General features: G+C 37.6%; 14 protein-coding genes and 1 pseudogene. 2 read left to right on the forward strand and 13 right to left on the reverse strand.

Annotated features, from left to right (window positions below):
- Positions 1–64: 64 nt before the first annotated feature.
- Positions 65–283: a hypothetical protein gene (locus ABH955_RS20425; protein ID WP_404491570.1), complete on the reverse strand. Its 219-nt coding sequence runs from the start codon at positions 281–283 to the stop codon at positions 65–67.
- A gap of 364 nt (positions 284–647) precedes the next feature.
- Here ABH955_RS20425 and ABH955_RS20430 point away from each other — a divergent pair, with 364 nt between their 5' ends.
- Together ABH955_RS20430 and ABH955_RS20435 are read left to right on the forward strand one after the other, a co-directional pair.
- Positions 648–1,748, forward strand: coding sequence for a response regulator aspartate phosphatase (locus tag ABH955_RS20430; protein ID WP_404491571.1), 1,101 nt, complete (start codon positions 648–650; stop codon positions 1,746–1,748).
- Positions 1,748–1,906, forward strand: coding sequence for a Phr family secreted Rap phosphatase inhibitor (locus tag ABH955_RS20435; protein ID WP_000721406.1), 159 nt, complete (start codon positions 1,748–1,750; stop codon positions 1,904–1,906). Before ABH955_RS20430 ends, ABH955_RS20435 begins: the two co-directional genes overlap by 1 nt.
- A 289-nt stretch (positions 1,907–2,195) precedes the next feature.
- Here the strand turns inward: ABH955_RS20435 and ABH955_RS20440 are convergent.
- The 12 genes and pseudogenes from ABH955_RS20440 to ABH955_RS20495 form a co-directional block, all read right to left on the reverse strand.
- Positions 2,196–2,384: pseudogene (locus ABH955_RS20440) on the reverse strand (Rpn family recombination-promoting nuclease/putative transposase); the annotation flags it as partial.
- A 214-nt stretch (positions 2,385–2,598) separates the two neighbouring features.
- Entirely contained in the window at positions 2,599–3,330 is a 732-nt protein-coding gene (locus ABH955_RS20445) for a GntR family transcriptional regulator (RefSeq protein ID WP_404491572.1), read from the reverse strand.
- 289 nt (positions 3,331–3,619) lie between these two features.
- Positions 3,620–4,609, reverse strand: a complete 990-nt coding sequence (gene lacD / locus ABH955_RS20450) for a tagatose-bisphosphate aldolase (protein WP_404491573.1) — start codon at positions 4,607–4,609, stop codon at positions 3,620–3,622.
- Positions 4,610–4,624: 15 nt separating this feature from the next.
- Positions 4,625–5,560, reverse strand: coding sequence for a tagatose-6-phosphate kinase (gene lacC / locus ABH955_RS20455; RefSeq protein ID WP_404446608.1), 936 nt, complete (start codon positions 5,558–5,560; stop codon positions 4,625–4,627).
- Entirely contained in the window at positions 5,557–5,862 is a 306-nt protein-coding gene (locus tag ABH955_RS20460) for a hypothetical protein (RefSeq protein WP_404446605.1), read from the reverse strand. The genes lacC and ABH955_RS20460 overlap by 4 nt, the downstream gene beginning before the upstream one ends.
- 405 nt (positions 5,863–6,267) lie before the next feature.
- Positions 6,268–6,690 carry a PTS galactosamine/N-acetylgalactosamine transporter subunit IIA gene (gene agaF, locus ABH955_RS20465; protein ID WP_404446602.1) on the reverse strand — a complete coding sequence of 141 codons (423 nt, stop codon included), beginning with the start codon at positions 6,688–6,690 and terminating at the stop codon, positions 6,268–6,270.
- 27 nt (positions 6,691–6,717) lie between these two features.
- Entirely contained in the window at positions 6,718–7,584 is an 867-nt protein-coding gene (locus ABH955_RS20470) for a PTS system mannose/fructose/sorbose family transporter subunit IID (protein WP_404446599.1), read from the reverse strand.
- Complete coding sequence (gene agaW / locus ABH955_RS20475) at positions 7,574–8,347, reverse strand: PTS N-acetylgalactosamine transporter subunit IIC (RefSeq protein WP_404446597.1); 774 nt, start codon at positions 8,345–8,347, stop codon at positions 7,574–7,576. The genes ABH955_RS20470 and agaW overlap by 11 nt, the downstream gene beginning before the upstream one ends.
- A 16-nt stretch (positions 8,348–8,363) precedes the next feature.
- The gene (gene agaV, locus ABH955_RS20480) at positions 8,364–8,837 is read right to left on the reverse strand and encodes a PTS N-acetylgalactosamine transporter subunit IIB (protein ID WP_404446594.1); all 474 of its coding nucleotides are present in this window, start codon (positions 8,835–8,837) and stop codon (positions 8,364–8,366) included.
- Between the two features lie 209 nt (positions 8,838–9,046).
- Positions 9,047–10,252 carry an N-acetylglucosamine-6-phosphate deacetylase gene (nagA, locus tag ABH955_RS20485; protein ID WP_404446591.1) on the reverse strand — a complete coding sequence of 402 codons (1,206 nt, stop codon included), beginning with the start codon at positions 10,250–10,252 and terminating at the stop codon, positions 9,047–9,049.
- Positions 10,242–11,405, reverse strand: a complete 1,164-nt coding sequence (locus tag ABH955_RS20490) for an SIS domain-containing protein (RefSeq protein ID WP_404446766.1) — start codon at positions 11,403–11,405, stop codon at positions 10,242–10,244. The genes nagA and ABH955_RS20490 overlap by 11 nt, the downstream gene beginning before the upstream one ends.
- A gap of 605 nt (positions 11,406–12,010) precedes the next feature.
- Positions 12,011–12,364, reverse strand: coding sequence for a hypothetical protein (locus ABH955_RS20495; RefSeq protein ID WP_404491575.1), 354 nt, complete (start codon positions 12,362–12,364; stop codon positions 12,011–12,013).
- Between the last annotated feature and the right edge of the window lie 38 nt (positions 12,365–12,402).

Genomic DNA, 12,402 nt, shown 5'->3' on the forward strand with positions numbered 1-12,402 from the left:
GATAGCTTCTTGGTTTATCGGATAAAACATAAGTATGAAAAAACGCAGCATAATATCGGTTTTTCTAACCTTGTAAATGACTTAATATATATCTTTGCGTATTTATGTCTTGGCGTTTTAATGCCGTTACTAATTCTCGATTAACATCTGATACAGGTAATGGTTCTCCATATATATTAAATAATCTTATACCCAACTTACCTAAAATCCGTATATTATTAAGATTCCTACTCTCTTGTGTATAAATAATAATATTACGTAAATTAATCCCAAAACTTATCATAAACTAACGCTCCCTCTTCAATGTAAATAGATATGGATATACTTCTATTTATTTTCGAGGAATCCCTTGAAGCTTAATAAGCCCTATATATTTCTCAATACCATAACAGTATAAGCTCTCTCTTTTTCTACTATAGTGCTACGCCACCTCTTATAAGAAGTATTCAATAGAAAACGGTTAATAAATCAAAAAAAACATTAACGAAACTTGTACTGTCTTAACTATACTTTTCAAATTTTAAAAGCATGGACATTATTAGAATTCAGAATATTCTGTATATTAGTGAAAAAAATCGTAGTTAAATTTAATTTATCTAATTCCTGTTATTATCAGAATAAGCCTTTACAGAGAAATGGGGGATATTATGACTGTTCAAGAAAAAAGTAATAAGCAATTGATGGAATTATTACATGAATGGTATGAAGAAATTCGTTTATATCATGTAAAAGAAGCAAAACAGACATATCTACAAGTAAAAGAACGTTTAAAGGAAATAGAAACAGACCAATATGTATCATTCTATTATTCCCTACTGAATTTTAGATATAAAGTCTTGGTAGATGGAATGAGTATTACAAAAGATTCTTTTAATCAAATAGAAAAACTCCCTAATATCAAAGAGGAATTTTCATTTTTAGCTTACTATTATTATTTCTTTAAGGCAATCCACTCTACAATTTTAGCAAATTATACTGAAGCAAAAACACACTATGAAAAGGCGGAAGGGCTTTTAATTGATATACCTGATGAAGTAGAAAAAGCCGAGTTTGAGTATAGATTTTCAACTTACTGTTATCAATCTTATCAACCATTTGAAGCGATTCAACATGGAGTAAAAGCCAAAGAAATATATCGGAATCATGTAGGCTATGAAATTAATATTGCTTTATGCGACAATGTATATGGACTGGCTTGTATAGATCTAAGAGAATTTGAAAGAGCGGAAGAATGTCTCAATACGGTTATTGATGTTTTTAAGAAGTATGATGAAGAACAATTATTATTACGAGTACGATCCAATTTAGGCTGGTTATATAATATTCAAGATTTATATCCATTGGCGATTAGACAGAGTTCTGAAATTATAAATACCATACCGAACCATTTTAAAGCATTATTTGTCTTAGCAAGAGCATATTATAAATTAGAAGGCGTTGAAACAGCAAAAGCATATATTCAGCAAGGAATAAAGTATACAAATGAATCAGGAAATGAGGAATATAAGCATCGTTTCGCAGTTTTAAATGAACTTATCACAGAACTACCTAGCATTAAATTAGAAAAAGTAGTTACTGATGCAATTTCTTATTTTGAAAAAGAGGACATGTGGGATTGTATAAAAGAATATGCAGAGATTTTAGCACTCCAATTTTACGAGGCAAATAATCATGTTAAAGCGAGCAAATATTTCTATATTAGCAATAATGCTGATAAGAAACATTTGAGAAAAGGAGCGTTAAAGTAATGAAAAAAATAAAAAAAGTGTTATTAAGTATGGTAGTAGTAAGTGCATTAGCATGTAGCATGATCAGTTTAAATGTATCACAACATTCTTCGTTTAATGGTGGAGATACGCCAGCACCAACAAAACCGATTGTCTCTAGTGGCGTATCTATTGATTAACGTAATACATTTTTCCCACTTTAAAAATCAGAAAATTCAGCCTCTTAATCTTTAAAAAACGTTGAATAAAATGGATAAAATATTGAACCCCTAGTCCGAAACATATTTGTTTCGGACTATTCACGTTCTTCTTTCAATTTTTCTATATAATTGTGAGCAGAATGAAAAATATCAAAAAGTTGATTGAGAAAAAGTACTGCTAAAATCTTCAGCAATGCTTTTCTATTAAACGTACCATGATAATGAGCATCTACCTTCTTTTATTCATGAGTACTGTAGGTCCATATATTTACTTTAACTTCAAGATACGCTCTATTTCCTTCAGACTTAACTTACTTGCTTTTGCAATAGTTTCAAGCGGTACACCAATTTCATGCATCCCTCGAATCATTTGCATCTTACCTTGCTCAATTCCTTTTTCCATGCCCTCTTGTTCTGCATGTGCTAGCTTAGCTTGTTCATCTAGAAGCAATTTCTCCTCCTGGGCAACCATAATAACGAAGTACCATAGCTGCTGCCAGTAAACCTGTTCCGAGTAAGTTATGGCCTAAACTATGTCCATTTCCACCGGATTATATTCTGATACGCCACCTGAATTGTAACTAAAGTAAAATTTTAGAATGGATAATGGAGTATTGTAAAAAAAGATCAATTGAATCACCCATAAACAAATATTATGAGTGATTCAAAGATTAGGTTAATTCAGTGTAAAAGCGGCAGCGATCGCCCCGTACAATGGATATACAAAATTCAACAGGCACACCATTGGTATCGTAGGCAGTTCGTTCAAGCAGAAGTGCGGGTCGACCTTCCTCCGTTTGCAGATATTCACTTTCTTCGGAACGGATGAGAACGGGTTCAAATGCCTCGTTTGCTCTTGTTACTACGGTATTAAAATGTTGTGAAAATAGATCATATAAAGAAATTTCACCTACCCTTTTTAACTGCTCTATATCTGTAACAACACGTTTCGGAATAAAAGATGATTCCAAAATAAACGGTTCATCTTCAGCACAGCGAAGGCGTTTCATTTCAATGACATTCACATCATCACTCAGCTGTAGTGCTTCTTTGATTTTGGCATTTGGTTTGACTTCTTCTATTTTTAGAATGATATCCTTAGGATTCAAGCCTTTTTCTTTCAATACTTTACTAAAACTATAAAATCCCATCAATGACTGCTGCAATTTTGGTTTTGCTACGAAGGTACCTTTTCCTTGAATTCGGTATAGAATTCCTTCCTGTACAAGCTCCTCAATTGCTTTTTTTGCCGTGTTGCGACTCACACCAAATTGATCCATTAACTGATTTTCTGAAGGAATTTTATCACCAAGTGCCCAATGACCTTTTTCAATTGGATCCTTTAATCTTTCCATTAATTGATGATAAAGCGGGATTAAACTTTCATGTTGCAATGGTTTCATTTTACTAAACCTGCCTCCAAACTATACTATCGTTCTTTTAATAACCTAAATTATACCATCATCACTTATTGCGTCAAACTAACAACCAGGTTCTATAACGAAATGGCTTCTACCAAACTATAATACTGATAGCTTATCAAAATCGTTATTAATACCTTCTACGTTTGCAGAATATGGACACCCTTCTTAATCGGACCGTTTTCCGAGTTCCAATCAAAACGACTTTTAAAAATAAATCAAAAAATAAGGAAGCGCGAAAACCTTCCCCACACTTTCTAACCTCGCTTCCTTATCCTGATATTTTTACAAACCACGGGCATGCTGTCTCTTTCAAGACAATATTTAGTCTTTCGATATTTTTTTTGCCGTTTTTTTGTAACCAAGCACGTCCGGCTTGTTCACCATTTTCGGCAAATTGAGCGACACCATTTTTCCATGTTGCCCGGCCGCAGAGGACACCGTTGAAAGTTGAGCCGGATTTTTTCGCAAACGTCAAGGTTTCTTGAAACAATTCTGCACTTACGCCGGCGCTTAAGAAAATAAACGGCAGATCTGTTGCCTCACTTTGCTCTTTGAAATACGCAGCCGCTTTTTCCTTGCTATAGGCTGTCTCGCCTTCTGCGTAACCCTCTACAAACTTCATATCTACTGGAACTTCTACCTTTAAAACGTCCACCTTGTATTGCGGTTTAGAGAATTCCCTCATGGCCTCGATAACTTTATGAGGCTTCAATTTGGCATACTCCATGCTTTTCACATCATCATTTTTGGCATCATAAGTCACTATTTCAAGGAAGAACGGAATGTCCTCTACCGCACACTCAGATCCAACTCGTTCCATATAAACGTGCTTATAGTCATTAATTTTTTCATCTTCATCTACATCATAGTACAGTAAAAATTTAACTGCATCTGCTCCAGCTTCCTTCAGGCGTCTAACGGACCACTCTGGCAATAAATCAGGCAATCGGCCCTCAGTTGTTGCATCATAACCTGTTTTTTCATACGCCACCAATAACCCAGCGTCCGAATGACGGACCTTCGCAGCCGGCAAACCATATTCCGGATCCAATAGAATCGAAGTTGCATATGGTGTTAACTCTTCAGAAACCAATTCTTTGAAGCGAATGATGCCCTCATCCCCGACATTATTCTCACTTCCAGCTACAATCATTTTCTTTAATGAACCGCGTTGATCAATTGCCAAAGCCCCGATAATTCCATTTTCATCCGACAAACGCTTGAGAGCCGCTAATTTATTATTCGTTAATTTTAACATCAACAATCACCTCTATTAATCTATTTTAATAACCTCTACCATTTCAAAAAATTGACCGAACTTCTCCGGATCAATATAACCCGTTACCTCTTCCATCGTATTGAGCATGCCCGTCGTCATCGCAGTTTTCAGGATGTCCGAAACGGCTTGCTTTCGTTTTAGGGCAACCGCTAACCCTGCGACAGTCGCATCACCCGAGCCAACAGCGTTTATGACCTCTATAGCAGGAATAGTAACCCGGTAATAATCTCCACCATGCTTGAGAAAAGCACCTGCCGCTCCCATCGAAACGACAATCCATTCTATCCCATGAAATAACTTATTATTTAATAGTTGCTTCAAGCTGCTTGTGCTCTCCTCCACTTCCATGCCAAAAAGCTGGAACAGTTCTGAGATATTCGGTTTGATCGCAAAAGGTTTTACATTATGGTTCAAAACTTGTCGGAGCGGCTCCCCTGATGTATCTACAATCACTGGAATTCCCTTCTCCCGGCCAATTTCGACCATCTGACGGTAAAATTCAGACTCAAGCCCTTTTGGCAAACTACCTGAAATAGTAACAAGAGAAACTTCAGACAGCAGTTCTCGATATTTTTCTAAAAAGGCCGTTCCTTCTTCCGTGGATAAACTTGGCCCGGATTCGAGGATTTCTGTCTGCTTGCTATCATGGAGGATCGCGATACAGTTTCTTGATTCTTGATTGATTTTATAAAAATGATTCCTGATATCACTTTTCGTCAATTCCTGAATAATGTAATCACCAATAGTCCCGCCAATTACACCTGTGGTCAAAACGTCTTCTCCCATCTGCTTGACAACTCGGGCTACATTTAAGCCCTTTCCGCCAGCAGTTTTACGAATATTTTCCACACGATTAACATCATCTAGCTTAAAATCTTGAATTGGATAGGAAATATCAACAGATGGATTCATAGTGACAGCTAAAATCATCGCACTCCCTCTTTCCCTATCAAGTTTTTAACTTGAAACCGGAAAACCCTATCAAGATATGTGGCAATTAAATCTAGATCCGGTATTAAGGCGATAAAATCGGCATCATAACCATTCGCAATCATATCGCATCCCCCATCGATGCCAATACTTTTCACGGACGCTGTACTTGTCATATGGAGGGACTCCTTAGGGATCGCAATACTCCAATCAATGGTATTTTTGACAGCCTCTTTGAATTTCAAAATACTGACCACCCCAATCTTTTTCCCACCAATATCAATACCTATTGCCATTTTCATGTTCCTGCACCTCTATTTATTCTATTGTACCTGCTCATCGATTTTAAAAAATTGATATAATCAGGAAGACGGGTGTTTCTTCAAAAAACGATTATAACATTGGGTTGTTGGTACAAGTTAAATTGAAAGAAAAACTCATATAAACTAGATTATGAGACTAATTGTTAGATTGTTTTAAGTAATTCTATTATGTCACCATAACTTGTAGGATTAACCCATTAGCAGTAAAACATTTAATGTAGCCGAATCCATCCACATTAAATGTTTTAATTTTCAGACAAAAAATCCAACAACCTATCCATCCTTACAATATTTAGTTGTAGTTCCGTTCTATCATATTCCTTATCAGGGCCTGGGAGTCACAATTATTAGACTTATAGATTTCCCTATCCTTTATCGCTTTCATTACATGCTAGACTCTTTGAATCTTGGACGCTCCGATTTTTGAAAACCCTTAATCGCTTCTTTACCAGTATTGATCGCTAAATCTCTTAATCCATCGATTTGAAGTCCATCCTTTATTAAAACAGTTTCGAGGACCATCGCAAGATTTGTTCCGCCAACCACAGCAAAACCTTCCTTTCCATTCGTAAGCGAAACGGCCGTTTTAAACGGAGAACCGCCAACTAAATCACATAAGACTAAGATAGATTTACATTCTTGTAATCTTGAAAAAGCCTCAAGCAGCTTTTTTTCAAGATCGCATGTTGAATCGCATTCAAGAAAATCCACGTATTCCACATTGGGTTGATCTCCAGCGATTAGTTTTACCGAAGATTGAAGACCCGTTGCAAACGATCCATGACCGCTAATAATCAAACCATTCATATTAAAATCCTCCTAACATGCTATATATTATAAAATGGTTCCAAAAGGAAATGGAATTTTACCAATAATACCGATGATCACGGTAATGATAATTAGCTTAACTGGAGAAAATCCCTTTTTTAATAGATAGTACATTAATAAAGTGTATGCTAAAGGCAATAGGTTTGGTATGAGTTTATCGAGTAAATCCTTTTGCAGGGCGATTTTTGCCTTACCAGCATGGATCACTAAACTTGATTCTAACTTTACGAATGAGGCAATCAATGCGCCAACAACTGTTACCCCGACAATAGATGCTGCATGTGCTACTTTTTTAGTATTTTCCTTTAAAGAACTGATAGCATTTGTTCCAGCACTATAACCGTAATGCATTAATCCAAATCTAAGAGCAAAATGAACTGCGTTAAAGATTAATAGGAAGATCACTGCCCCCATAGGGTTTCCATCTTGCCCAAGTGAAGCACCTATACCAACACAAATGGGAAGCAAAGTCAGCCAGAAAAGAGCATCACCAATTCCCCCAAGCGGTCCCATCATGGCTACCCGAATGGCTCTAATCGTGTTTCGATTTTGTTTCTTTTCCTCCATAGCAAGGACAATCCCCATAATAATGTTTACAAGGAATGGATGCGTGTTAAAGAATTCCATATGACTTTTCATCGATTCACTTAAATCGTGCTTATTATTGTGAATCTTTTTCAAACCTGGCAAAATCGAATATAACCATCCTGCGGCCTGCATTCTTTCATAGTTAAATGACGCTTGAAGTAACAGAGATCGCCATACCATCTTGTTTAAATCTTTTTTAGTTAAGACCTGTTCTGTGGCACCGTCTTGATAATATTCCGGACTGCTCGTATGGTTCATTAACGTTTCTACTTTTTTAGATTCCACGTTTTGCACCCCCCCTTACTGATCCATCACCAGAATTTGTTTTGAAGTAATCGTATAACGCGATGGCAATCCCAATTAGAGCAACAGCAATGACTGGCATCTTCATATATGTGACTAAAATAAATCCGACGATTAAAAATGCAACGTATTGTTTTTTTAACATAATTTTCAATAGCATTGCAAAACCAATTGCGGCCATCATTCCCCCGGCAACACCAAGGCCACTAATAAGCCATTTTGGTAATACCTCTACGACCCCTTTAGCAGCTTCTGCGCCAAAATAAATTGGTAAAAAAGCAATAACAAAATAGAATATAAATAATGTAAGAATCCCGAAATAATTAATCCGTTCAATTCCCTTTGTATTAGCCTCTTGTGCATATTGGTCAGCTTTATGCATAACCGGAGAAAAAGCAGTAAACATGAGAGTGATACATGCCTGAACCGCAACCGCAAACGGAACAGCAATACCGATTGCCACTGTTGGCTCTTGTCCTGTCAGAATCGCAAACGACGTTCCAATTATTCCCCCAATAACAACGTTTGGCGGCTGTGCCCCAGCAAGCGGAACCATCCCAGCCCACACTAATTCCATGGCAGCACCTGTCATAACCCCTGTTGTTACATCCCCAAAAATCAAGCCAATAATGACACCGGTTACGATTGGCCGGTGAATGTGGAACAACCCGTTAAAAAGGTCAATCCCTGCAATTCCAGCCCATATGGCAACTAATAAGGCTTGAAGCAACATGTGATTATCCATTCATTCTCACTTCTTTCTATAAATGTTTATAAATATCATCTGGTCTTTCATCCGGAACACGACGTACCTCAAGTTTCGCTCCCAAGTCACGCAGCTTCCTAAAGGCTGCTTTATCATCTTCATCCACGGAAATGGTGGAGAATACTTGTGTTTTCCCTTGAGAAAAATGCATATTTCCAATATTTATTTTTTCAATTGGTACGCCGCCCTCAACAAGTCGCAACACATCTTGTGGTGTTTTTACAACTAAAAAGATATATTGTTCATCTGCTGCATTGTGAATCACATCAATGGTCGTCTGGATTGAGAAAAAGCGAATTCCAATTGACTCCGGAACAACCATTTCCATTAAATCCTGTTGTACCTCATCTTCAGACACCTCATCATTTGCGACGACAATTAAATTAGCTCCTAAATGATTAACCCATGTTACTCCTACTTGACCATGAACCAATCGATTGTCAATTCTTGTTAGCAAAATATTCGGCATGATATTACCCCCTATAAATATGATAAATATATTTAAACTCCTTTAACAACCCGGTTTACCATACCAGATGGTGATGGGTTATCTAGAGCTATTCCCAAATAAATCGAATAGAATAATGCAAAAAGCAGACCATAAAGCAAATAATTTAAGGAAAGGTAGACACGTCATTACTAGTTAAAGCGTACCTGGAGATGGATTCATCGTGTCAGTTAAAATCTGCGCACTCCCTCTTTCTGTAAATGGTAGCGACAAGCACCATCAAGGTACGTCGCCATTAATTCCAGTTCAGGGTTCAACACAATAAAGTCAGCGGCGTAACCCTTAGCAATTTTCCCACATTCCTCATCCATCCCAATACTTTTAGCAGGTGCGGTACTAGCCATATAGATTGCTTCCTCTGGGGTGGCAATCCCCCAATCAACGACATTTTTGACTGCATCTTTCAGCTGTAAAACACTGCCTGCTAAACTGCCGTCCTCAAGACGGACCGCACCAGCTTTCACCTCTACAGCAAATTCGCCGAGCTGATAGGGTCCTTCTGCCATTCCCCCAGCCATCATACAATCGGTGACCAAAACGGTTTGATTTCTGCCGCGTGCATTCATTAAAATATTGGCGGCAGCAGGGTGAACATGGTGTCCATCACAAATGATTTCCGCAAAAACATCTTTTAGATTCATTGCAGCTCCGGCCATCCCTGGCTCACGATGGTGGAGCGGGCTCATTCCATTGAACGTATGAACAAAAATCGAAGCCCCTCTCTCAACCGCTTGTTTTGCTTCTTCATAAGTTGCATCACTATGAGCTAACGCTACAGCTATCTCTTCACCGACAGCATATTCAATAAATTCCGCTGCACCCTTTCTTTCAGGTGCAATCGCAATTTTTTTAATAAAATCATTGGATAACCTTTGCCAAACTTTCAACTTTTCAACGGATGGGTCACAAAAATATTTCGTATTTTGTGCCCCTTTATGCTTTTCGGTAAAAAACGGCCCTTCTAAGAAGATTCCTTTAATTTTTGCTCCCCTGACTTTCGTATAATTGGCACCGATCATTTCAGTGACGTGATTCAACACTTCTGTTGAAGAGGTTAATGTTGTCGGCAAAAACGAGGTAACGCCGCAGGAAAGAAGCCCTTCTGAAATCTCATTCAATCCTTGAAAATCATTGTCCATAATGTCGTGATTTCCAAACCCATGAATATGTGTATCTACTAAACCAGGAGCAATCCAATCCCCCGCGTAATCAATGATTTCTGCTGATTCATCAGGCCGATTTTCGGAAAAAACACCGAATTTCCCATCTTTAATTTCCAAAAAACCAGGCCCTACGACCTCTCCCTCAAGAAAAAACTGATCGGCAAAGATAAACATCGACTTGCTGCTCTCCCTACCCAAATTACTAGTATTCATAGATGGTTACACCTTTAACGACACGGTTCACTGTTCCTGTAGGCGACGGGGTATCTGGTGTATTGCCAACCTTTATCGAAGCCAGCAATGAAACCGTCTGTCCAACCATGACAAAAGGCAAGGCCAGATAAGCATCTGGTATAGATTGAGCCTCTCTGCCAAAACTAAATATGTTCCCATCATAATTGCTTTCTCCATCAACCTCGATGGCACATATATAGCTGGAAATATTGTCCTGTTGCATTTCTTTTAACATATCTAAATCGTATTGGCGTGTATAAGGATGGTTGGAAACAAACACAAAAACCACGGACTTTTCATTCACAAATGATTTAGGACCATGCCGGAAGCCTAACGTTGAATCAAAGGTAGTGACTATTTTTCCAGCTGTCAGTTCTAATAATTTTAATTGTGCTTCTCTCGTTAAACCTTCTAAACTACCAGAGCCTAAGTAAATGATGCGGTCAAAATCACGATCGATAATTGCTTGAATGACGTCTTCTCTTTGAATGACACTTTCACCCATTTGCCGAATCATTTTTAAAATGGCCTTTTTTTCTTCCAGGGGCTTAGGATCAAAAATGAATAAAGTCGATAGTGCCATACAAGTATAACTTCCCGTCATCGCAAATCCTTGGTCATTCGATCTTTCAGGCATTAAAAGCAATAAATTATTTTCATCCCCTGCTGCTCGCTTAGCCAATTGGCCATCCTTATTACAGGTAATTGTTAGATGATACAAATCGGTCACAATTTGCTCTGTTAATTGGACGGCAGCAACACTTTCCGGACTGTTGCCGCTTCTTGCAAATGAAACGAGTAAGGTTGGAAAGTCCGCTTTTAGGAATTGATATGGATTGGATACCAAGGTGGTTGTCGGAATACTCAGCAATTCCCACTGTTTTTCATCCACTTTTTCTTTTAGGTATGGAGTGACAAGATCGCCGATATAGGCAGATGTTCCGGCACCAGTAAAAATAACCCGAACTCGGTCGTGTTTCATTGATAATTTTAGTAAAAACTTTTCAATCTCACTGCTTCTATCCGTATACAATGCAAAGGTTTCAGCCCATAAATCAGGCTGCTGTTTTATTTCTGCCGTTGTGATTTGTGCACCTAATGGTACTAATTTTTCTTGACTGAACGTAAACATATCCGAACACTCCTCTTTAAATTCTTTTGAATACTCACAATCCCGCACCAACAACACCATTATTCTGCGCCAGTACATGGAAAGACGAGTTTTCTTTAAAAAATCCATTCCATCCCCTTTTTAACATCGGGTTGATGGTATAAGTTAAATGTACGAGAAACTTATAGAAATTAGACCGTCTAAATAATTAGATTATTTCAATTATTTATATTGTACCACATCAACTTATAGGGTCAACCCAACAAGTTAAAATATATTAAATTTTCAGATAAAAATTTCGACAACCTATACCCCTTATTTAAAGGTTCTACAAACTTGTTATTTATTAATACTCCTTCCACCTATGCTCCTGATTGCTCTATAAGGTCCGGTGCATCCCAAATTAACGCTGCAATTCTAACCTTCGACATGAATTCACTGATCATCCATTGAATATCCACTTTGACATTTGGATTTGCAGCCTCAAATTCATCGATAATTTTTTCGGATGTCAATCTGTTGCGGTTCCCTTTTGTTCCACTCATAACAGAAATTATGTGTCAGGGTTAACGGATCAACCCTAACACAACTAAGGTAATAAGATATATTTATGTTTATTTCTCTACTTAAGCAGGATTCTTGGCAAAAACTTCTACCTCTGCAACAGATAACATAAGAGGACCACTGTGCGATTCCTGAAAGTTAATCGATAACTTTGTAAATTTAGTTCCAATCGGTATAGCAGCCTCCGCTAAATCGAAAGTTATTGATTTAGCGTCAACTTGAACACTTTTTGTACCTAAATCATACTCTTTTCCAGATTCAGTATATACTTTGACACTTAGTGTTTTAATTTTACCGTTTGTGTATTGCGGGCGATTATAAACGATAAATTTATCCAATTCTTGTGGTTTAGTAAAGTTAAAGTCAAAAGGTAACGGTAAAGAAATTCCGTCTTTTTCAGTGAGATTCCATTTCAATTCCGTCAATCAGCTTGGCAAAAGCTGCTGCACCACCC

This window comes from Bacillus sp. RC240 (genome assembly GCF_044907945.1).
Taxonomy (GTDB): domain Bacteria; phylum Bacillota; class Bacilli; order Bacillales; family Bacillaceae_G; genus Bacillus_A; species Bacillus_A mycoides.